The sequence below is a fragment of the Myxococcus virescens genome, from assembly GCF_900101905.1.
Classification (GTDB): domain Bacteria; phylum Myxococcota; class Myxococcia; order Myxococcales; family Myxococcaceae; genus Myxococcus; species Myxococcus virescens.
On record NZ_FNAJ01000024.1, the window covers coordinates 46,690 to 66,894 of the forward strand.

18 protein-coding genes and 1 rRNA gene are annotated in these 20,205 nt (G+C 68.8%); 9 read left to right on the top strand and 10 right to left on the bottom strand.

The features are described 5' to 3' along the window. Window positions 1–67: 67 nt before the first annotated feature. The 3 genes from BLU09_RS35500 to BLU09_RS35510 all read right to left on the bottom strand — a co-directional run bounded on the left by BLU09_RS35500 (window position 68) and on the right by BLU09_RS35510 (window position 3,382). Window positions 68–1,246 carry a TIGR03118 family protein gene (locus BLU09_RS35500; protein ID WP_244172314.1) on the bottom strand — a complete coding sequence of 393 codons (1,179 nt, stop codon included), beginning with the start codon at window positions 1,244–1,246 and terminating at the stop codon, window positions 68–70. A gap of 141 nt (window positions 1,247–1,387) precedes the next feature. Beyond that, a complete protein-coding gene (locus BLU09_RS35505; RefSeq protein WP_090495587.1) occupies window positions 1,388–2,722 on the bottom strand; it encodes a replication-associated recombination protein A in 1,335 nt (444 codons plus the stop codon). A gap of 33 nt (window positions 2,723–2,755) precedes the next feature. Then, the gene (locus BLU09_RS35510; RefSeq protein ID WP_011552906.1) at window positions 2,756–3,382 is read right to left on the bottom strand and encodes a YigZ family protein; all 627 of its coding nucleotides are present in this window, start codon (window positions 3,380–3,382) and stop codon (window positions 2,756–2,758) included. A gap of 129 nt (window positions 3,383–3,511) precedes the next feature. On the opposite strand from BLU09_RS35510, the gene BLU09_RS35515 reads away from it, so the two are divergent. Then, window positions 3,512–4,960 (top strand): alpha-amylase family glycosyl hydrolase, encoded by a 1,449-nt coding sequence (locus BLU09_RS35515; protein WP_090495588.1) that lies wholly within the window; start codon window positions 3,512–3,514, stop codon window positions 4,958–4,960. Between the two features lie 227 nt (window positions 4,961–5,187). Here BLU09_RS35515 and BLU09_RS35520 read toward each other — a convergent pair whose 3' ends face one another. Further along, window positions 5,188–6,621, bottom strand: coding sequence for an aldehyde dehydrogenase family protein (locus BLU09_RS35520; protein ID WP_090495589.1), 1,434 nt, complete (start codon window positions 6,619–6,621; stop codon window positions 5,188–5,190). Window positions 6,622–6,656: 35 nt separating this feature from the next. Continuing rightward, on the bottom strand, window positions 6,657–8,294 hold the full coding sequence (locus BLU09_RS35525; RefSeq protein WP_090495590.1) for an acetolactate synthase large subunit: 1,638 nt from the start codon (window positions 8,292–8,294) through the stop codon (window positions 6,657–6,659). A gap of 108 nt (window positions 8,295–8,402) precedes the next feature. Here BLU09_RS35525 and BLU09_RS35530 point away from each other — a divergent pair, with 108 nt between their 5' ends. Further along, the gene (locus tag BLU09_RS35530; RefSeq protein ID WP_090495591.1) at window positions 8,403–9,287 is read left to right on the top strand and encodes a LysR substrate-binding domain-containing protein; all 885 of its coding nucleotides are present in this window, start codon (window positions 8,403–8,405) and stop codon (window positions 9,285–9,287) included. 7 nt (window positions 9,288–9,294) lie between these two features. Here BLU09_RS35530 and BLU09_RS35535 read toward each other — a convergent pair whose 3' ends face one another. After that, a complete protein-coding gene (locus BLU09_RS35535; RefSeq protein ID WP_090495601.1) occupies window positions 9,295–10,839 on the bottom strand; it encodes an aldehyde dehydrogenase family protein in 1,545 nt (514 codons plus the stop codon). A gap of 287 nt (window positions 10,840–11,126) precedes the next feature. On the opposite strand from BLU09_RS35535, the gene BLU09_RS35540 reads away from it, so the two are divergent. Together BLU09_RS35540 and BLU09_RS35545 are read left to right on the top strand one after the other, a co-directional pair. Continuing rightward, the gene (locus BLU09_RS35540; RefSeq protein ID WP_090495592.1) at window positions 11,127–12,482 is read left to right on the top strand and encodes a serine/threonine-protein kinase; all 1,356 of its coding nucleotides are present in this window, start codon (window positions 11,127–11,129) and stop codon (window positions 12,480–12,482) included. Between the two features lie 79 nt (window positions 12,483–12,561). Then, complete coding sequence (locus BLU09_RS35545; protein ID WP_090495593.1) at window positions 12,562–13,164, top strand: GNAT family N-acetyltransferase; 603 nt, start codon at window positions 12,562–12,564, stop codon at window positions 13,162–13,164. Window positions 13,165–13,183: 19 nt separating this feature from the next. Here the strand turns inward: BLU09_RS35545 and BLU09_RS35550 are convergent, their stop codons facing one another. Further along, window positions 13,184–13,474, bottom strand: coding sequence for a hypothetical protein (locus BLU09_RS35550; protein ID WP_244172315.1), 291 nt, complete (start codon window positions 13,472–13,474; stop codon window positions 13,184–13,186). A 772-nt stretch (window positions 13,475–14,246) separates the two neighbouring features. On the opposite strand from BLU09_RS35550, the gene BLU09_RS35555 reads away from it, so the two are divergent. After that, window positions 14,247–15,263, top strand: coding sequence for a hypothetical protein (locus tag BLU09_RS35555; protein WP_090495594.1), 1,017 nt, complete (start codon window positions 14,247–14,249; stop codon window positions 15,261–15,263). 124 nt (window positions 15,264–15,387) lie between these two features. Here BLU09_RS35555 and BLU09_RS35560 read toward each other — a convergent pair whose 3' ends face one another. Both BLU09_RS35560 and BLU09_RS35565 read right to left on the bottom strand, forming a co-directional pair. Further along, window positions 15,388–15,864 carry an SRPBCC family protein gene (locus BLU09_RS35560; protein ID WP_090495595.1) on the bottom strand — a complete coding sequence of 159 codons (477 nt, stop codon included), beginning with the start codon at window positions 15,862–15,864 and terminating at the stop codon, window positions 15,388–15,390. Then, window positions 15,861–16,241: an ArsR/SmtB family transcription factor gene (locus BLU09_RS35565; RefSeq protein WP_090495596.1), complete on the bottom strand. Its 381-nt coding sequence runs from the start codon at window positions 16,239–16,241 to the stop codon at window positions 15,861–15,863. Before BLU09_RS35565 ends, BLU09_RS35560 begins: the two co-directional genes overlap by 4 nt. A 327-nt stretch (window positions 16,242–16,568) precedes the next feature. Here BLU09_RS35565 and BLU09_RS35570 point away from each other — a divergent pair, with 327 nt between their 5' ends. From BLU09_RS35570 to BLU09_RS39660, 4 genes are all read left to right on the top strand, one after another. After that, window positions 16,569–17,321, top strand: a complete 753-nt coding sequence (locus tag BLU09_RS35570; protein WP_090495597.1) for an ABC transporter ATP-binding protein — start codon at window positions 16,569–16,571, stop codon at window positions 17,319–17,321. Then, on the top strand, window positions 17,318–18,100 hold the full coding sequence (locus tag BLU09_RS35575) for an ABC transporter permease (protein WP_090495598.1): 783 nt from the start codon (window positions 17,318–17,320) through the stop codon (window positions 18,098–18,100). The genes BLU09_RS35570 and BLU09_RS35575 overlap by 4 nt, the downstream gene beginning before the upstream one ends. A 22-nt stretch (window positions 18,101–18,122) precedes the next feature. Then, window positions 18,123–19,157: an ABC transporter substrate-binding protein gene (locus tag BLU09_RS35580; protein WP_090495599.1), complete on the top strand. Its 1,035-nt coding sequence runs from the start codon at window positions 18,123–18,125 to the stop codon at window positions 19,155–19,157. Window positions 19,158–19,235: 78 nt separating this feature from the next. After that, the gene (locus BLU09_RS39660; protein WP_244172316.1) at window positions 19,236–19,832 is read left to right on the top strand and encodes a hypothetical protein; all 597 of its coding nucleotides are present in this window, start codon (window positions 19,236–19,238) and stop codon (window positions 19,830–19,832) included. Between the two features lie 75 nt (window positions 19,833–19,907). Here BLU09_RS39660 and rrf read toward each other — a convergent pair. After that, window positions 19,908–20,024: ribosomal RNA gene (gene rrf / locus BLU09_RS35595) — 5S ribosomal RNA — on the bottom strand. Window positions 20,025–20,205 lie beyond the last annotated feature (181 nt).

The following is a 20,205-nucleotide window of genomic DNA, read 5'->3' on the forward strand; positions in this document are numbered from 1 at the left end:
GCGCCCCACGTGACAGCGCGGGCCGGAGCACCGTGCTCCGGCCCGCGCCGCCATGCCCGCCTCCCGCTCACTGCGCCTCAGGCCCGCGAGGCGCCTTCCACGGGGGCAGGCCGCCCTGCGGACACACGGGCGTCATGTCGAGCCGGCCATAGAGTCCCTGATCCTCGTCCGCGGGCCCCGCCGTGAAGAAGAGCGTCTCGGCGGGCAGGCCCTGCGCGCCAGTGCCGAAGTGCAAGGACCAGAGTCCGTCGACCTTGACCGGCTGTCCGTCCGGCCGGGTGAGCGCGCCTGCCCAGGCGCCGGAGGCAGGGTCATAGGCGTTGATGGCGCCATCCCCGAAGTTGCCCACCAGCAGGTGGTTGCTGAACTGCCCGAAGCCCGCCGGCGCCAGGGCCATTCCCCACGGCGCATTGAGCGTGCCCTGAGAAGCGAACCGCCGCAGCAACTGCCCGTTCATGTCGAAGGCGTTGATGTAGCCCGCGCCCACGCCGGGGACATCATCCGAACGCTCCTTGTCCTGCTGCGCATACGAGACATAGAGGGTGCCCTCGATGTTCTCGATGTTGAAGGGCGCGTAGCCGGCGGGCAGTGACGGGTCCGCGAAGGCGCCCGGCATCGGCATGGGCGTGAAGCTGGAGTTGAAGACGTCGATTCGACCGTTCCGGAAGTCCGCCGCGTACAGCCTGGCGTCCGCTCCGGTGCCGGCCATCGCCAGCCCCTTGTACACAGAGCCCATCGCGGAGTTGTCCGCCACGATCTTGGCCGAGGCCTCGTCCACCGCGGGTGCCCAGGCGGCCAGGACGCCATCCTCCGTGGCGAAGATGAAGCGAGCGGGCCCCGAGACACCTGTCCCTGTCACGACGAATGCGTCCGAGCCATTGAACACCACGCCGGTGGGCTCTCCCGACTCGGTCTCTCTTGGCGGCGCGGGGATGCCCACGATGAGGGGCTGCTGAACCCCATTGCCGTCATACAGCGTTGAGGTGCCCGTGCCCTCGTTCGCCACCCACGCGATGCCCGTCGGGTTGAAGGCAAGCCCCCAGGCGTTGACGAGGTGCGGATCGACATGCTCGGCGCCAAGCGCCGGACTGTTGGCCACGAGGTTGCGTTGTGTGTAGCCGCCCGCCACCGAGCAGTCAGTCGGAGGCGCGGGTGGCATTGCCGCCCTGGCGACCGGGACGACGAGGACCGCGACCGCCGCGGACAACACACCTTGCGTCAACGTGGACCTGCGAGTGTTCATCATGATTCCCCCTCTGAGACGGCGAACCGCCGTGTGCTCATTGAGCAACAAGTTGGGAGGGCGTCTCCGGATGAACAACCGGCACTGCTGCCCAGGACCATTGCACACCGGACGGCAGAATCCGGCCCGCGGGGGCTGCCTGCACTACTCGCCTCGGGACGCCTTGTCCTCGCGCCACCAGTGGCTCATGCGCTCATGAATCTCCGCCTCGTAGCCTTCCTTGCTCGGGCGATAGAAGACGGAACGCTCCAGCGGGGCGGGCAGGTACGTCTGCCCGGGCACGTAGTGGTCCTTGAAGTTCCAGGGCGTCTGGTAGCCCTTGCCGTGCCCCAGCTCCTTCATCAGCTCGGTGGGCGCGTTGCGGATGTGGAGCGGAGGCTCCGCGTTGGGGTGCTCCTGGAGCGCCGCCATCGCCGCGTCCAGCGCCGCATAGGCACGGTTGCTCTTCTTCGCCGTGGCCAGCAGGACGACGGCGTGCGCCACGCAGATGCGCCCCTCCGGCATGCCCATGGCGTGGAAGGCCTCCTCGCAGTCGCGCACGATGCTGATGGCCTCCGGCATCGCCATGCCCACGTCCTCCACGGCAATCACCTTGAGCCGTCGCCACAGTGACGCCACGTCGCCCGTCTGGAGCAGCTTCGCCGCCCAGAAGACGGCGCCCTGGACGTTGGAGCCCCTGCACGACTTCTGCAGCGCGCTCAACAAGTCGTAGTGCTGGTCGCCGTCCTTGTCGTGGCGGGACAGGCTGGTGCCCACCGCCTCGCGCGCCGTCTCGGGCGTAATCTCCGCGCCGTCCGCGGTGAGGCTGGCCGCCAGCTCCAGCGCGCCCAGCGCCTTGCGCACGTCGCCCACGCCGCCCTTCGCCAGCAGCGTCAGCGCCTCCTCCCCCACCGTCAGGTTGCGCGCGCCCAAGCCCCGCTTCGAGTCACCGAGCGCCCGCGTCAGCGCCGACTGGATGTCCGCGACGGTGAGCTCCTTGAGCTGGAACACGCGGCACCGGCTGACGAGCGCGGGGCGGACCTCGAAGCTGACGTTCTCCGTGGTGGCGCCCAGGAGGACGAAGAGGCCGCTCTCCACGTGGGGCAGCGCCTGCTCCTGCACGTTCTTCGCCCAGCGGTGGATTTCGTCGACGAAGAGGACGGTGCGGCGGCTGTACTGGTTGCGCAGGCGCTCGGCCTCGGCCACCACCTCGCGGATGCGGGGGATGCCATCCGACACGGCGGAGAGAATGACGAACTCCGCGTCCACACCGGTGGCCATCATCCGCGCGAGCGTCGTCTTGCCCACGCCTGGAGGCCCCCAGAAGAGGGAGGACACGATGGCCTTGCGCTCGATGAGCTGGCGCAGCGGACGGCCCGGGCCCAGCAGGTGGGACTGGCCGATGAACTCGTCAGGCGTGCGAGGCCGCATCCGCTCCGCCAGGGGCGCGAAGCGATTCACGTCGACAGAGGCGGAGAAGAGGTCAGGTCCAGCGCTCATCGGGCCGCAGGCTCTCCCCTCCGTGGCCCAGGGTCAATCGTCCGAATCGAGCGGCTCGACGAGCACCTGTCCCAATGTCAGGTCGTTCAACGCGGTCCGCAGGGCCTCCACCTGGGTGACGGGCAGCTCCAGCCGGTACCCCACGGTGGCCGAATACTCCTCCGCCAGCACCTGCACCTCGTAGGACGGCAGCAGGCGGCGCAGCCCATCGACGTGGGTGTACTCCACCTCGACGGCCAGTCGCGTCTTGCGCACACGCTCCGTGGTGGGGAGGCTTTCGAGCGCCTGCTGGACGCCAGCGGTATAGGCGCGCACCAGCCCGCCCTTCCCCAGCAGCGTTCCGCCGAAGTACCGGGTGACGACCATGGCCACGTCGCCCACGCCCCCGTGGAGCAGGGCGGTGAGCATGGGCCGGCCGGCCGTCCCATGGGGCTCGCCGTCGTCGCTCATGCCCACCTGGGCGGTGGAGCCCGGAGGCCCGACGACGAAGGCCCAGCAGTTGTGGGTGGCGTCGGCGAACTCCTCGCGGACGCGGGCGATGAAGGCCTTCGCCTCCTCCACGGTGGGCGCATGGGCGGCCGTGGTGATGAAGCGGCTCTTTTGGATGTCCTGCTCCACCCGGTGGAGCCCGGCCGGGATGGGGTAGCGCTTCTCGTCCATGGGTGCGGTGGCTTGCGCAGTGTCTCATATCGCCAGCAGCCGTCCCCCCGCCACAGGCCGACGCGAAGGAAGAATCTGGAGGCGGCGCCGCGTTCCGGCCCAACGCCGATGTCCGGCCCCTGACACCCCATGCTCAACGCCCTCTCCCGCCGCCTGGCCGCCCTGCTCTCGCTGAGCCTCCTCTCCCTCGTGGGCATGCCCGCGGAAGCTGCTCGGAACACCGCCCCGCCTCAAGCGAGTGCCGAGGCCCGAACCTGCGGCCCCGTACAGGACCCGGACTGGATTCGAGGCGCCGTCGTGTACGGCGTCGTCCCGCCCCTCTTCGGGGAGCAGCCCTTCAAGGCCGTCACCGCGAAGCTGGACTACCTGCGAGACCTGGGCATCGACGTGCTCTGGCTGTCACCGGTGAACACGACGACGGACCCGGGGGACTTCGGCTACGCCGTCACCGACTACTTCGACGTCCGCCCTGACTACGGCACGAAGGCCGACTTCAAGGAACTCATCGACCAGGCGCACGCGCGCGGCATGAAGGTGATGATGGACTTCGTGCCCAACCACACGTCGAACGCGCACCCCTACTTCCGGGACGTGCTCGCGAAGGGCAAGCAGTCGCCGTACTACGGCTACTACGACCGCGACGCCCAGGGGCAGCCGACGCACTACTTCGACTGGAAGCACCTGCCGAACCTCAACTACGACAACCCGAAGGTCACCGCGATGGTGCACCGGGCCTTCCAGTATTGGGTCCGCGAGTTCGACGTGGATGGCTTCCGCGTGGACGTGGCCTGGGGCGTGAAGGAGCGGCGCCCTGGCTTCTGGTGCGACGTGTCCACGGCGCTGCGGAAGGAGAAGCCAGACGTGTACCTGCTCGCGGAGGCGAGCGCGCATGACCCGTACTTCGTGCGCAACGGCTTCAATGCGGCGTATGACTGGAGCGCCTCGCTGGGCCACTGGGCCTGGGAGGGCGTCTTCGAGGACCGCCAGCAGGTGGCTCCGAAGCTGTACGCGGCCCTGAGGGGCGGGCAGACGCCCGAGGACCGCGTGGCCCGCTTCCTCAACAACAACGACACGGCGAAGCGCTTCATCGGCCGCCATGGCCCCGGCTCGACGCGGGTGGCCGCCGCGCTGCTCCTCACCCTGCCCGGCATCCCCATCGTCTACACGGGCGACGAGGTGGGCGCCGAGTACGAGCCCTACCAGGAGCCACCGCCCCTCTCCTGGGATGAGGACCCACACGGCCTGCGGGAGCACTACCGGAAGCTCATCGACCTGCGGGACACGCACCCCGCGCTCGCTGGTGGCGCCTGGGTGCCGGTCCCCGTGAAGGACAACCCCTCCGCGATGGCCTACCTGCGCCATCAGGACGGGGCGAGCGAGCCCGTGCTCGTCGTGCTGAACTTCGGGCCCGCCAGGACGCTGCGCCTGTCCCTCCCCCAGGCCTACGCAAGCCTGTCCAGGCATGCGTCCCTGAAGGACCTGCTGGGCGAACGAGATGTCCCCATCCGCGCCGAGGGGACGCGGCTCGAGGTGGCAATGCCTGCGTCGGGCGCGGTGCTGCTCACGCCCCGAAGCTGAGCGCGCGCGGGGAAGACGTTCCCCCCGTGGGTGGTTTCAACTTCACGAAGCAGCGCTCCGAAGAAGGCTGCACGTAAGGTCGTCACCGAGTCTGAAACTCGACGTGGCGCCCGTGGCCCCACGGTCTCCGTGGGGTCCTTGGCCCGTCGACTCATCTCACTGAAGTGGGTGCATGCCCCTTCGCACGCGACTGCTTCGTCCTTTTTGAAGGGAGCGCCTCCGAGCGCTCACGCCTGACGCAGCACCAGCAGCCGAAGCTCCGTCATGTCCTCGATGGCGTACTTCACGCCCTCGCGGCCGATGCCCGAGCCCTTCACGCCCCCGTAGGGCATGGTGTCGACGCGGAAGCTCGGCACGTCGCCCACGACGACACCGCCCACCTCCAGTTCGTCCCAGGCCTTCATCGCCCGCGACAGGTCCTGCGTGAAGAGGCCCGCCTGGAGCCCGAAGCGCCCGCTGTTCACCTGGGCCAGTGCTTCGTCGAAGCGGTCAAAGGACTGGAGCAGGACGACCGGGCCGAAGGCCTCCTCTGTACTCAGCGCCGCATCGGCGGGCACCGCCTCCAGCACCGTGGCATCGAGCACCGAGCCCCGCCGTCCGCCCCCCGTGAGGACCCGCGCTCCACGCTGTACGGCCTGCTGAATCCAGCCCTCCAGGCGCCGCGCCGCGGGCTCATCAATCATGGGCCCCAGCGTCGTGGCCTCGTCCGACGGATTGCCCGGCCGCAGCGCCTTCGCTCGTTCAACGAGCTTCTCGCGAAGCGCGTCGTACAGCGACGCATGGACCAGCACGCGCTGCACCGAGATGCAGCTCTGCCCCGCCTGGAAGAAGGCCCCCTGCGCCACCCGGTCCGCGATGAAGTCCAGCGGCGCGCCCGGCGCCTCGTCCACCACGCACGCCGCGTTGCCGCCCAGCTCCAGCACCACCTTCTTCCGGCCCGCCCGCGCCTTCAGCTCCCAGCCCACCTTCTCCGAGCCCGTGAACGAGAGCAGCTTCAGCCGGTCGTCCTCGATGAGCGGCCCGATGTCGTCCAGCCGCACGGGCAGCACGGAGAATGCCCCCTCGGGCAGCTCCGTCTCCGCCAGGACCTCCGCCATGATGAGCGCGCTCACCGGCGTGCGGTCCGAAGGCTTGAGGATGAACGGGCAGCCCGCGGCGATGGCCGGCGCCACCTTGTGCGCCACCAGGTTGAGCGGGAAGTTGAACGGGGTGATGAACGAGCACGGCCCCACCGGCACGCGCTGGGTGAAGCCCCGGTAGCCCGCGGCGCGCTTCGACACCTCCAGGTTCAGCACCTCGCCCCCGCCGCGCACGGCCTCCTCGGCGGCGGCCTTGAAGGTGTCGATGAGCCGGTCCACCTCTCCCCGCGCGTCGCGCAGCGGCTTGCCTGCTTCGATGCAGAGCGCCAGGGCCAGCTCCTCCGCGCGTTCGCGGAAGCGGCGCACGCAGTGTTCGAGCACCGCCTGCCGCGCGTACGGCGCCAGCTTTCGCATGGGCTCGGCGGCGCGCACGGCGGCGGCGATGGCTTCCTCGACAGCCGCGGCGTCCGCGACCGCGACGTGCGTCACGACCTCACCCGAGTACTTGTGGGTGACGGCCAGCGCCGCGTTGGGCTGCCGGGGCCGGTTGGCCAGGTAGTACGGATAACGTTCAGCCAGCATGGTGTTCCTCCAGTGTTCGCGAACCGCCGTCCCCCTCAGAGCGCGGCGAGTTCCTCCGCGCCCGCGCCGAGCGCCCGTGCGTTGTCCGAGTAGTCGATGGGCACGTCGATGACGTGGACGCCGCTCGACGCCAGGCAGCGAGCCAGCGTCGCGCCGAACTCCGTCGCGCTGGTCGGCCGGTGGCCATGGGCCCCATACGCCTCCGCGTAGCGAACGAAGTCCGGGTTCCCCAGCGCCATGCCGAAGTCCGGCAGGCCCATCTCCCCCTGCTTCCAGCGAATCATCCCGTAGCCGTCGTCGCGCACGACGACCACCGTCAGGTCCAGGCCCAGCCGGACGGCCGTCTCCAGCTCCTGCGAGTTCATCATGAACCCACCGTCTCCGCAGACCGCCACCACCTTGCGGCGGGGATGCACCAGCTTCGCCGCGATGGCCGACGGCAACCCTGCCCCCATCGTCGCCAGCGCGTTGTCGAGCAGCAGCGTGTTGGGCCGGCGCGTGCGGTAGTAGCGAGCGAACCACAGCTTGTACATGCCGTTGTCCAGGCACACGATGCCGTCGTCCGGCAGCGCGCGCCGCAGCTCGGCGACGAGCCGCGCGGGGTAGATGGGGAAGCGGTCGTCATCCCCACCGTGCGCGAGCTGCGCCTCGAGTCCCGCGCGGAACTTCTCGAAGGGCCCGAAGTCCCAGTGCACGCGAGGCCCCAGCCCTTCACCGATGCGCCACACCGCGTTCGCGATGTCGCCCGTCACCTCCAGCTGCGGGAAGTACACGGGGTCCACGGCCGCCGAAGAGAAGTTGAGATGCACCACCGTGCGGCGGCTGTCGCGCATGAAGAACGGCGGCTTCTCGATGACGTCGTGGCCCACGTTGATGATGCAGTCCGAGACCTCGATGGCGCGGTGGACGAAGTCCCCCTCCGACAGCGCCGCCGTGCCCAGCCACAGGGGATGCGACTCGTCCACGACACCCTTGCCCATCTGCGTGCTGAAGAAGGGAATGCCCGTCTTGTCCACGAAGACGCGCAGCATCTCCGACGTGAGCTTGCGGTTGGCGCCCGCGCCAATCATGAGCAAGGGCCGGCGAGCGGACGCAATCGCCTCCACGGCCAGCGCGATGGACGCCTCATCCGCCACGGGCCGGCGATGGGCGCTGGGCGCCAGCAGCACGGCGTCGGTCGCCTCCCGGGCCACGTCCTCCGGCAGCTCCAGGTGCGTCGCGCCGGGGCGCTCCTCTTCGGCGCGGCGGAACGCCTCACGCACGGCCGAAGGGACATGCTCCGCTGACACGAGCGTGCGCGTCAGCTTCGTCAGGGGGCGCATCATCCCCACCACGTCGACAATCTGGAAGTGGCCCTGCTTGCCAGCCCGGATGGGCTTCTGCCCGGTGACCATCACCATGGGCATGGCGCCGAGCTGCGCGTAGGCGGCGGCCGTGACGAGGTTGGTCGCCCCGGGCCCCAGCGTCGACAGGACGACGCCCGCGCGGCCGGTGAGCCGCCCATACGTGGCCGCCATGAAGCCCGCGGCCTGCTCATGACGGGTGAGCACCAGCCGCATGCCCGCGGCCCGCATGGCCTCGATGACGTCCAGGTTCTCCTCTCCCGGAAGCCCGAAGACGCTGCGCACGCCCTCCGCTTCCAACGCTTTGACGAACAGGTCTGCCGCCTTCATCGGGTGCCTCCTTCACGACCTCGCGATGGGAGAACACTTACGCGCGGGCCATGATTGGTACATTCGTTTGTTCCCATGGCCTCGATAGGCAATGCCTATGATGACGCCATGGAACTGCGCCACCTCCGCTACTTCTCCGCCGTCGCGGACACCCTGCACTTCGGGCGGGCCGCCAGGCGCGTCCACGTCTCGCAGCCCACGCTGTCGCAGCAGATTCGCCAGCTCGAGGAGGAGCTCGGCGCGCCCCTCTTCGAGCGCGCCCGGAGCGGCGTGCGCCTGACGCAGGCGGGCGAGCTGTTCCGCACCTACGCCTCGCGAGCGCTGGAGGACGTGGACGCGGGCAGGGTCGCCGTGGGCGCGCTGCGAGGCCTCACCACCGGCGCCCTGCGCGTGGGCTACCCGCCCAGCATGCGAGGCGTCGTGCTGCCCGCGCTCGCCGCCGTGCTGCGCAGACACCCGGGCCTGGTGCTGAGCGCGGAGGAAGCCGTGGTGCGGCGAGTGGAGCGGCGGCTGGCGGATGGCCGTCTCGACGTGGGGTTGGGCTACGCCCCCGCGCGCTCACCGGACCTGGAGGCGGAGCCCGTCTTCGACAGCAAGCTGGCGCTGGTGGTCGCCAAGGGCCATCCCCTGGCGAAGCTGGAGACCGTGGGCGCGAAGCCCCTGACCCAGGAGCCCTTCGCGCTGCTCTCCCGAGGGTTGCGCGTGCGAGCCCGCGTGGATGCCTGGTTCGCCGCCATCCGGATTGCGCCGCATGTCGCGTTGGAGTCGAACGCCGTGGCCACGGTGCTGGCCACCGTTCGCGCGGGGCTCGCGGTGACGGTGCTCCCGGAGCCACAACTCGCGGACGCCGCGGGGCTGGCGGTGAAGCGGCTCTCCCCTGCGCCCCGGGCCGAACTTGCGGCGCTCCTGTGGCGAAAAGGCGCGCCGCGCACGCCCGCCGCGGAGCTGTTCGCGGCCGAGGTGCGCGGCGCCAGACGCCCGAGCAAGCGATGAGCCCGCTTCAGCGCGTGTCGGGGAGCTGCGTGTAGTCGTGGAAGTTGCCGTGCAGCCGCTCGCCGGGTTCGCCCTCGGTGACGGCCTGGACCAGGTACTTGCCGCCCACGAAGCACCCCTTCCACGAACCGCCGATGCCGCCGAAGACCTCCTCCCGGTCTCCGCGCGAGCGCGGCCCGTTGTGGCCGACCTTGAAGGCCCGCAGCTCGGTGGAGACGCGCTTGCACGTGTCGGGCTCGTCGCAGGCGATGGAGGCGACCAGCGAGCCGTTGGACACGTTCATCTCCGCGATGAGCTCCTCCTCGCTGTCCACGACGACCAGCGTGTCCACCGGGCCGAAGGGCTCGCCGTGGTAGAGCTTGCAGTTGCGCGGCACGTGCAGCAGCGCGTGCGGGGCCAGGTACGCGGAGACGTCCTGGTCCGGCAGGAAGCGCTCCGAATCCAGCCGCCCGGCGAAGAGGGGCACGGCGCCGCGGCCCTCCGCCTCGCTCATATGGCCGTGAAGCTCCTCGACCTTCTGGCTGTTGATGAGCGGGCCGAAGTCGAGCGCGGGTGGCTCACCATCCGGAGTCTCCGCCAACAGCGGGTGGCCCACCTTCAGGGCGGCGACGACGGGCAGGTACGTCTCCAGGAAGCGCGGCATCAGGCTCCGCTCCACGACGAAGCGCGGGTATGCGGTGCAGCGCTGCTTGCCGTACTCGAAGCCCTTCTTGAGCTGCTTCGCCAGCCCGTCCCAGTCGCTGAAGTGCCAGATGCCGTAGGCATTCACGCCTTCCATCTCCAGCATGTAGCGCTTGTTGCGGTCATAGAGGCTGGCCGCGATGTCCCGCCCGTTCGCCTTGCCGCCCACGAAGGACAGGCAGGCGATCTCCGGATTGCGCACCAGCGCGTCACTGAGCTGTCCGCCCGAGCCACTGATGAGCGACACAGGCAGCCCGCAGCGGCGCGCGAGCGCCATGCAGAGCGTCAGCGAGAAGAGCCCACCATCCGTGGGCGTCTTGGCGATGGCGCTGTTGCCCGCGAGCACCTGGACCAGCACCGCGTGGACCAGCACCGACAGCGGGTAGTTCCATGAAGCGATGTTGGAGATGAGCCCCAGCGGACGGCGGCCCTCCACCATGGGCTCGATTTGGGAGACGTACCACTCCACGCCAGTGATACAGCGGTCCACGCTGACGCGGGCCTGCGGCACCGGCTTGCCAATCTCCCAGGCCAGGATGAGGGCCAGCAGCTCGCGCTGCTCACGCAGCAGGGACAGGCACTGGGTGACGCGCTCCTTGCGGGCATCGAGGTCCTGGTGGGCCCAGGTCCGCGCCTCCGCGGCGGCGGCGCTCGCGGCGACGCGCGCGGTGTTCGCATCAATCATGGGCAGGCGGCCCAGGACGGTACCGTCCACCGGGGACAAGTAGGGCTTCCCCTTTCCGGGATGCCCCCATTCACCCGCGATGAGGTTGAGCACTCGGCCAGACGGGTCGAACGCTTCGGGAACGAGCGCCCGGATTCGGCGCTCCAGATTGGACCACTCCGCGTAAGCAGGCACCACACTCGCCATGAACACGCCCTCCCCCGGAAGGAGACCAGGCCGACACTCCACCCGGCATCGGCACATTGCGTCAAGGTGATGGCAAGTGAGGCGCGCGGCAACCGCCGCCCCGCGGCCACGGGTTGCGTCGCTTTTCGCGCGCTGCGCCTTCTTGGCTTCTTCCCAGCGAGCCGCATTGACCTGACAGATTCCGGTGCAAACTGACTACTCAGGAAGTAGCCTCTGCCTGCATGGGGCTCCCTTTCCTGAATCCGGCCCGACTTCCACCCGGAACCCGGGTGGGCCCGTGGCGCCTCATGGACCTGCGAGGCCGAGGCACCTACGGCGCCGTCTACCGGGCCCGGCACATCACGGGCACGCACACCGTGGCCCTCAAGCTGGCCCTGCATGCCCGGGACGAACGCTTCGCGCGCGAGGCCGAGCTGCTGTCCCGCATCCACCACCCCGCCGTTCCCCGGTTGCGAGCGAGCGGGCATTGGCAGCCCGCCAAGGGACCGCCCCACCCCTACCTCGCAATGGACTGGGTGGAGGGCACGCCGCTCTACGATTGGGTCAGCGAGCACCGCCCCACGTCGCGGCAGGTGATGGCCCTGCTCGCGAGGCTGGCGCGAGCGATTGAAGCCACTCACGCGGCCGGGGGTCTGCACCGCGACGTCAAAGGGTACAACGTGCTGGTGCGCGAGGCCGACGGGCAGGCGTTCCTCATGGACTTCGGCTCCAGCCACTACGTGGGCGCCGCGACGCAGACGAGCTCGCCGTTTCCACCAGGGACGCCGGCCTATCGGTCCCCAGAAGCATGGCGCTTCGCGGCGAGTGACTCCGCGCCGCCGTATGCGCCGGGGCAAGCGGATGACGTCTTCGCGCTGGGCGTCACCGCGTTCCGGATGCTCACGGGGCGGTATCCGCCGTCGACGCATCCTGACGTGGCGGAGTCGAGGGTCTGGCACACGGAGCGAGCCCAGGCCCCATCCCCGCGAGACGTGAATGGGCGCTGCTGCCCGGAGTTGAGCGCGTTGGTGTCGCGGATGCTCGCTCCAAGCCTCCATGCGCGAGGCAGCGCACGCGAGCTGGCGGAGTCTCTGGATTCCGCGGTGGCACGGGCGGGCTCGGAGTCGGATGTGCCCCTCATGGTGGGAGGTGCCCTTCACTCCCGTGCATCGGCGCAGTGGAAGGAACGTTCCGTCCTCCATCGGGCCCGACGCCCCCGGTGGCCATGGGTGGCCATCATCGGAGTTGGAGGTCCCCTGGTACTGAGTCTCGGCTGGCGGCCTCGCGCGGGAGCTTCGGTCACCGTGGCGCCCGAGCCTGCTGCGATGTCCGTCGACGCAACGGACGGAGGCACGGTCGCAGTCGGAGACAGTGTGTTCGCGGCGCCGGTATCTCCCATCCAGGCCCCCGTTGCATGGTCGACCATCGCCCTGGAGATGCCACCCCGGCCCTTTCCTGGGCAGACCCGGCCAGACGCATCAGGACGGTGCCCACGCAAGCTCCAAGTCCCCATCAACGGTGGCTGCTGGGTGAAGCTGGCCGTCGATAACCTGAAGGACTGTGACGAGGATGGGTATGTCCACAAGGGCGCCTGCTATGGCCCCGCCTTTCCTCCCACGCGGCCCGCCACGTCGAGCCCCGCCCACTGTCCTACGCGCCACTGAAGCGCAGACCCTGTCGCCCGCCTGCCCGCACCCGACGTCGCTTCGGCAAGGCGCGCCGCTGCGGCATATCCTCCTGTCGATGAAGCCCACCTACACAGTCAGCGCCGTGCGGAACCGGGACGAGTTGGAGCACATCCTGGCGCTGCAACAGAAGAACCTGAAGCAGGCGCTGTCCGCGGACGAGATGCGCTCACAGGGCTTCGTCACGGTTCAGCACGACCTGCCGGCACTGGAACAGATGCACGCCATGGCGCCCAGCATCGTCGCCCGCCACGATGGAGTGCTGGTGGCCTACGCCCTGACGATGCCGCGCGAGGCCCGCGCGCTGGCCCCCGTCCTGGAGCCCATGTTCGCGCTCCTCGACTCGATCGAGTTCCGAAGCAAGTCGCTGCGCGACTCCCGCTTCTACGTGATGGGGCAGATCTGCATCGAGAAGGCGCACCGGGGACAGGGCTTGTTCGACCGGCTCTACCACCAGCACCGGGACCACTTCCGAGATCAGTTCGACCTCATCGTCACCGAGATTTCCGTGCGGAACCTCCGCTCCCTGCGCGCGCACGAGCGGGTCGGCTTCGAGACGATCCACACCTACCGGGACGCGACGGACGAATGGGCCGTGGTCGCCTGGGACTGGGCGCCGCCACGTCCCCCGGACGTCACGCCCGAGGGGAACACGCGCTGAGCGTTGAACCAGCCCCTCATCAAGGGAACTGACGTTGCACACGCGCGCTGAGCCCGATGAGGGCCGCACGGTCCTCCGCGCTGAACATGGCCCCAAAAGCCCGAGCCTCGGCGGAAGGCTCGCGCTGGAAGAACTCCGTCTCGCGCCGAGCGAACTCCGCGATGTTGGCCTCGGTCGCGGGCTGGCTGAGCAACTCTCGCTGCTGCGCGTAGAAGTCCCCCACCTGGCCTGCGCCGAACTCGCGAGCATAGGCCTCCGCGGCAGGCCCCAATCGCGTCAGCGGGCGCGTCACGCCAGAGGATTGAAGCACGGGGCCCACGAGGGGCAGGGCGTGAACCACGGCGCCCGGCAAGGCCCCCGCGGCATGCCCCGCCGTGCCCAGTATCCCCACAGCCCCCGACAGCAAGGGCCGGATGGCCGCCCCGACCGACCCCGGGGGACACTGCCGCGTGACCTCCAGGGCCCGCTGGCGCTGTCCGCCGGATGGAGCGGCACCTTGACCGGAGAGATTCACCAGAGGGGCTGAACGCGGTGGCTCGAAGCGGTCCCGCGAAGGCGGAGGCTGCCGAGCAGCATTCCCAGGCGCCGATGGCGGCGTGGCCACGGAATCCCGAACGCGGGACGTGGATGGCGCCACGGAGGGGCGAGGCGCGACTCCAGGACGAATCGGACGGGTGTTCCCCATGGCGGAGAACATACCACAGGCTATTCACGAAAAACAGACCTCGCACCCGACCCTTTCGTTCGCCCCTCGGCAGCGCACGCAATGACTCATCCGCTGTAGCCCCAAGCGACGTGTCACGTTGAAAACAGACACCAGACACATCCAATCCCTCATCATCCCTCCACGCCTTGGGAGGCCGAAAAACCACGGCATCGGGCAAGGGACGCCCAGGGTCGTTTCAGAGGGAGACGGGCACCCTATCGCGACGGGAAGAGGGCCATTTCCATACCTGGAGTGCACAATCCCGGAAACAAATTTGTGACACGAAACAAACACGAATCCGGATTGCCAGGAGCATTCGAGTCTGATGTATTAAATACGTCTCACTTCGTTGTCCCCCCTAGCAGGAGTTCCCCCGATGCGTCGTTATGTTGGATCTGCCTTCCTCGCCGCCGGTCTGCTCGTTGGCTGTGGTCCGAGCGAAACCGAAACGCCCACGCAGCAACCCCAGGAGCAGCAGCAGGGGCTGCTGACGGAGGCTGACGTGGACGTTGCCACCGAGTGCCAGGGCATTCTCCAGTTCGTCAATGAAGCGACGTTCAACACGCTGGACGCCTATCTGCCCAGCAACGTCGTCCACAACCTGGTCAACCGGCGAGCGGTTTCGCAGTTCGTCTCCCTGGCGGACATCTCCTCCGTGGCGCTGGTCGGTCCGGCGCGTCTGCAGCAGATCGAGCAGGGCGCCCGGAGCCAGGACTACATCGACGCGGACTGCTACGGCATCGCGGATGGGCTGGCCCTGTCGCGGGATGACGCGTCCGCCATCGTGTCGCTGGTGAACAGCGTCAGCTCCACCGAGCTGCACGACATCCTCCCCTACGCGTGGAATGGTGCGCTGAACCTGCGCAACCAGCGCCCGTTCACGAACGCGGACGCTATCGCGAACACGACGGGCATCGCCGACGTGAGCTTCCGCAACCTCCGCAACGCGGCCACGCTGAGCCGTCCGTTCGAGGCGCTCATCAACGCGGTGAACAACCTGCCGCGGCCTCACGGTGGTGTGTTCATGGCGCGCCACTTCGACTGGTGGGCGAACATGAACGGCAATTTCTACAACTTCCAGGTCCAGGAGTGCTTCGGCGAAAGGACGGAGCGGGTGTCCGATCCGCAAGACCACCGCGGGACGAATGCTGACGCCGCCGAGGTCCGCGCCCATGTCGAGGCGTTCGTCAACGCTGCCGCGAGCTTCGGCACGTTGGATCCGGCAGTGAAGGCCGCCGGTCTGGCCAACCTGAACACCCTGATCGAGGGCCGCTCGTTCTTCGGCTGCTCCTACGGCTACGCGCGTGACGGCTGGAGCGACCACAGCGCGACGTTCTTCGTCGACGCCGAGTCCGGCTTCAGCGTGTACACGGACCGCTACTATTCAGAGTGATTCACCGGCGCTCCGGACGGGGCTGAACGGCCCGTCCGGGGCGCAGCAGGCTTGAAGCAAGCGGAGGGCGCTCGGCGAGTTCCCCTCAAGCGAGTGGAACTTTCGGGACTTCTCGCCGTCCAAATCAGGCGAAGCGCGAGTCCAGCTTCGTGAGCTGGCTCGTGAAGCCTTCCTGCTGCATCTTCGTGAACTCCTCGCTGTGCATCGCGTCCAGCATCACCACCATCCGAACGCCGTCGCCGCTCGGGAGGAAGTCCACGGCGATCTTGCTCTCGTAGGTAGCGACCCCCGGGAGGAAGTCGATGACGTTCGTGAGGACGAGCCGCGAATGTGGCGCCACCTCGGTGAAGCGGGAACGGGTCGCGTGAGAGGTCGGCTGGCCCATCTGCTTCATCGCGGCAATCATCTCCGGTGAGTCGGCAATCATGTCGTAATGAAGGGCGCCGCCTACGCGTGCATCGAGTTCGTGCACTGCGGCACGGAAGCCCTGTGGTCCCCACCACGACTCGAAGCCCTCTTTCGTGGTCCAGAGCGCCCAGATGTCCTCGATTCCTGCCCGGTAGGTGCGCTCGATGACGACCTTCGCCTTCTCGTTGCTCATTTCCGCTGCCCCTTCTCGTCGACTCGGCGAGTCTGTTGTTGTGGTTGTTGCTGCTGCTTCTTCTCGAGTGCGGCTCCGAAGCGATCGAGTCGCGCATCCCACAGCTGCCGGTACCCAGTGAGCCACCCATCGAGTTCCTGAAACGGCTCCGGCTTCAAGGCGTAGAGGCGACGCTGCCCATCCGGCCGCATCGAGACGAAGCCCGATTCCGACAGGATGCGCAGATGCCGCGAGACACCTGACTGATGGATTCCGGCCTTCTCGACGACGTCACTGACCTGCTGCTCTCCGTACCGAAGGGCCTCGACGATGCGGCGGCGCGTCGGGTCAGCGAGAACCTGGAAGACGTCAAGTTGCATGCACATGCATATGCGCATCAATGCATATATCCGTCAAGGCCGGGGCCCAACGCAAGCGCACAGGCCAGGCAAGGCGCCGTCGTGTCGTCACCTGGAGCCCTCTGGCAGGGCCCAGCTCAGAAGAGCTCCGTGGCGGCAGCCTCGATTCGGGCTGCCTGTCCCCTCACCCAGCGGGCCGCCAAAGTCGGCCGAGTACGCGCACGCGAGGGACTGAGCGCTGAGGATTGCTCCCGACTCCGCGCTCGCCTCCCGAGGGCTGGACGGTTAAACACTCCCTCCATGGCGCCTCCTGGCCTCCATCCCCTCTCTCCCCTGGCCCCCATCTCCGGAAGTGGGGGCGTTCGTGTGAAGGTCGAGGGCCTGCGCCGCACCTTCCCAGGCACCATCGCCGTGCTGTCGGGGCTGGACCTGGACGTAGCGCCCGGTTCGTTCGTGGCGCTGCTCGGTCCCTCCGGATGCGGCAAGTCCACGCTGCTGCGGCTGGTGGCCGGGCTGGACCGCGCCGAGGCCGGGCACATCTCCTTCACCCCGACGCTGGAGCGAACCCAGGGCGAGCGCGCCCCCATCGCCTACGTCTTCCAGGACGCGCACCTGCTGCCCTGGCGCTCGGTGCTAGACAACGCGGCGCTGCCGCTGGAACTGACCGGCGTGTCGAAGCCGGAGCGGCAGGCCGCCGCGCGTGCCGTGCTCGAGCAGGTGGGGCTCGGTGATGCCACCGACCGTTTTCCGGCGGAGCTGTCCGGCGGCATGCGCATGCGCGTGTCCCTGGCACGCGCGCTAGTCACCCGCCCCCGGCTGCTGCTGCTGGACGAGCCCTTCGCCGCCCTGGACGAGCTGACGCGCGGCCGGCTGGATGATCAACTCCGCGCGCTGTGGCGCAAGCTGGGGATGACCGTGCTCTTCGTCACCCACTCCATCTCCGAAGCCGCCTACCTGGCCGAGCGAGCCGTGGTCCTGTCGCGACGTCCCGCGCGCGTGGTGCTGGACCGGACGCTGGAGCTGCCCGGTGAGCGCAGCGCTTCCCTGCGCACCGAGGCGTCCTTCGCCCGCGAGGCCCGCCTGCTCAACGAGGCCCTGGAACAAGGAGAGCGCTGGTGAACCGCGCAGCCCTTCGCGCGGCGGTCCCTCCGCTGGTGGCGCTCGTCGTCCTGCTGACCCTCTGGGAAGGCGCGGTGCGCCTGCTGGAGGTTCCGCGCTGGCTGGTGCCTCCGCCCTCGGCCATTGGTGCCGCAGGAGCCCAGGAGGCCTCCTCGCTCCTCGGCGCGGCGCTCACTACGGGCCGCTCCGCCCTGGTCGGCTTCGGGTTGAGCGCGGTCCTGGGGGTGCTCGTGGCCGTCCTCCTCGCCTCCTCGCGGATGGTGGAGCGCGCCCTCTACCCCTACACCCTCTTCCTGCAGACAGTGCCCATCGTGGCCATCGCCCCGCTGCTGGTGCTGTGGTTCGGCCCGGGCCCGCGCGCCGTCGCGGTGTCGTCCTTCATCGTCTCGCTCTTCCCGGTCATCGCCAACACGCTCACGGGGCTGCGCTCGGTGGAGCCCTCGCTCCGAGACATGTTCCGCCTCTATGGCGCGCGGCGGCTCGCCACGCTGTGGAAGCTGGAGTTGCCCGCGGCGATGCCACACCTGTTCACGGGGCTGCGCATCGCTTCGGGACTGGCCGTCATCGGCGCCATCGTCGGCGAGTTCGTCGCCGGCTTCTCCGAGGGCTCCGCGGGGCTGGGAATCCTTGTTCTGTCCGCGTACCGTCAGCTGCGCACGGATCTGCTGTTCGCCGCGGTGCTGGCGGCTTCGGGGTTGGGACTGGTGTTGTTCGGTGTGGTGAGCCTCACCGGCGCCCGGCTGCTGCGGCGCTGGCACCCGTCGGCGCAGGGAACATGACTCACCTGGCAAGGAGCTGAACGTGAGCGGACGCCTCTTGAAACTGTTGGGCTGCGCGGTGCTTCTCGTGGCCGCGGGCGCCTGCTCGCGCCAGAAGGAGGAGCCCAAGCAGGGCTCCCAGTCCGCCACGGGAGCCAGCACCGCCCCGCCGAAGGCGGACGCCCCGGCCAAGGTGCGGCTCGCGCTCAACTGGGTGCCGGAGCCCGAATTCGGCGGCTTCTATGCGGCGCGGGAGTCGGGGGCCTTCTCCCGCCATGGGCTCGAGGCGGAGATCCTCGGCGGCGGGGCCGGCGCCCCCGTGCCGCAGATGGTGGCCACCGGCAAGGTGGAGTTCGGCATCAGCGGCGCCGACGAGCTCCTCGTCGCGCGAGCCCGAGGCCTGGACGTGATTCCGCTGTTCGCGGTGTACCAGACATCTCCGCACGCCATCATGGCCCACGCCTCTCGCGGGGCGAAGAACATCGAAGACGTGCTGTCCTCGGGCACGGTGGCGCTGGAGCCGGGCCTCTCCTACGTGGCCTTCCTCAAGAAGAAGTACAGCTTCGACAAGGTGAAGGTGGTGCCCTACGACGGGGGCGTCGCGCGCTTCCTGGCGGACAAGGACTTCGCCCAGCAGTGCTTCGTCACCGCCGAGCCCATCGCCGCGAAGCGGCAGGGCGCCACGCCAACAGTGTTTCTGGTGGCCGAGGAGGGCTTCAACCCCTACCTCGCCGTGGTCATCACCCGGCGCCAGTACTGGAAGGAACAGCCCGAGCGGGTGAAGTCCTTCGTGGCGGCGGTGCGCGAGGGGTGGCGGACCTACCTGGACAACGCGGGGCCCACCAACGCGGTGATGGGAAAGCTGAACACGACGATGGACGCGGAGACGTTCGCGGAGGGGGCCGAGGCGCAGAAGCCGCTCATCGAGACGGAGGAGACGCGGGCGCGAGGACTGGGCACGATGAACCGCCAGCGGTGGGAGCAGTTGTCCCAGCAGCTCGTGGAGTTGGACCTCATCGAGAAGGCGCCCGCCGCGGACGAGTTCCTGCTGCCGGAGTTCACCGGCTCACGCGATTGAAGCGGCACGGAGACGTATCTGCCAAGAGCCGCTCATCCCTCTCGAATATCCTCCGGCCCGGTGACTCTCGAGGCGAAGATGGCGACGCTCAAGCGCCACGTCTTTGGCCGCAGGGCAGAGAAGCTGCCGACGGCGGCCGCCGAGGTGCGAGGGGCCGCGTCCGAGAATGAGTCGAAGGCGGCGCGGGACGAGTCAGCGAAGAAGAAGTGCGAGCAGAGGGCGGCCCGGAAGGCCGAGGAGGCCCCGGCGCGGGAGATTCGCCACGCCGTCCCAGTCGAGGAGCGCCACGGCCCTGCGTGCGACATCGAGGACTTGAGGCCGCTGTGCCGGGGCCGCACCAGCGAGGTGTACGAGTACATTCTTCCGCGCTTCGAGCGGCAGGTACACGTGCAGGAAGTCCTGGCGTGCGCGTGCAGCCGGGGCGTCGTCACCGCCCCGCCTCCGGCGAGGGTGGTGGACCGGGGCGAGTACGGCCCCGGCTTCCTGGCGCACGTGGTGACGTCGAATATCGCCGATGCCACGCCCTTGCACCGGCTCGATCAACGAGTCGAACGCGGTGGCCAAAGGGGCAGCGCGAGCCGAGCACCTGCTGGTGCTGGCCACGACGGCGGCCCTGCTGGCGGTGGGGGCGTGCGCCGGCTGCGCATGCGGCGCCAGGCCCAGCGCCCGCGGTGATGCGCGGAAACCCCACACGGCCAAATCAGAAAACCCCCGGTGTCCACGAGGGACACCGGGGGTTTCTCAAAAAGAATCCGGCAGCGACCTACTCTCCCGCGCGGTTTCCCGCGAAGTACCATCGGCTCTGGAGGGCTTAACTTCCGTGTTCGGGATGGGAACGGGTGGGACCCCTCCGACATAGCCACCGGAAAACAAGCGACAATGCATACAAAGGGTAAGTTTCAATTCATTGCTGAGCGAAGTCTCGCTGTGCGCAGTGTGAGTCTTCCAGGCGAGTGCCAAAAGCACTCGAGCCTCGGCCTTGGCCCCGAGTCCCTTACTCCCCTTGAGGGGGCATGCAAGAGAATGGGGAAAGTAAGCCTCACGACCA

What these genes read in the sequence shown, in the direction of transcription:
- BLU09_RS35510 (WP_011552906.1), bottom strand. Translation starts at nt 3,382, where the DNA reads ATGGACGAGAAGCGCTACCCCATCCCGGCCGGGCTCCACCGGGTGGAG.
- BLU09_RS35500 (WP_244172314.1), bottom strand. Translation starts at nt 1,246, where the DNA reads ATGATGAACACTCGCAGGTCCACGTTGACGCAAGGTGTGTTGTCCGCG.
- BLU09_RS35560 (WP_090495595.1), bottom strand. Translation starts at nt 15,864, where the DNA reads ATGAGCAACGAGAAGGCGAAGGTCGTCATCGAGCGCACCTACCGGGCA.
- BLU09_RS35505 (WP_090495587.1), bottom strand. Translation starts at nt 2,722, where the DNA reads ATGAGCGCTGGACCTGACCTCTTCTCCGCCTCTGTCGACGTGAATCGC.
- BLU09_RS35540 (WP_090495592.1), top strand. Translation starts at nt 11,127, where the DNA reads ATGGACCTGCGAGGCCGAGGCACCTACGGCGCCGTCTACCGGGCCCGG.
- BLU09_RS35565 (WP_090495596.1), bottom strand. Translation starts at nt 16,241, where the DNA reads ATGCGCATATGCATGTGCATGCAACTTGACGTCTTCCAGGTTCTCGCT.
- BLU09_RS35520 (WP_090495589.1), bottom strand. Translation starts at nt 6,621, where the DNA reads ATGCTGGCTGAACGTTATCCGTACTACCTGGCCAACCGGCCCCGGCAG.
- BLU09_RS35515 (WP_090495588.1), top strand. Translation starts at nt 3,512, where the DNA reads ATGCTCAACGCCCTCTCCCGCCGCCTGGCCGCCCTGCTCTCGCTGAGC.
- BLU09_RS35555 (WP_090495594.1), top strand. Translation starts at nt 14,247, where the DNA reads ATGCGTCGTTATGTTGGATCTGCCTTCCTCGCCGCCGGTCTGCTCGTT.
- BLU09_RS35525 (WP_090495590.1), bottom strand. Translation starts at nt 8,294, where the DNA reads ATGAAGGCGGCAGACCTGTTCGTCAAAGCGTTGGAAGCGGAGGGCGTG.
- BLU09_RS35535 (WP_090495601.1), bottom strand. Translation starts at nt 10,839, where the DNA reads ATGGCGAGTGTGGTGCCTGCTTACGCGGAGTGGTCCAATCTGGAGCGC.
- BLU09_RS39660 (WP_244172316.1), top strand. Translation starts at nt 19,236, where the DNA reads ATGGCGACGCTCAAGCGCCACGTCTTTGGCCGCAGGGCAGAGAAGCTG.
- BLU09_RS35545 (WP_090495593.1), top strand. Translation starts at nt 12,562, where the DNA reads ATGAAGCCCACCTACACAGTCAGCGCCGTGCGGAACCGGGACGAGTTG.
- BLU09_RS35530 (WP_090495591.1), top strand. Translation starts at nt 8,403, where the DNA reads ATGGAACTGCGCCACCTCCGCTACTTCTCCGCCGTCGCGGACACCCTG.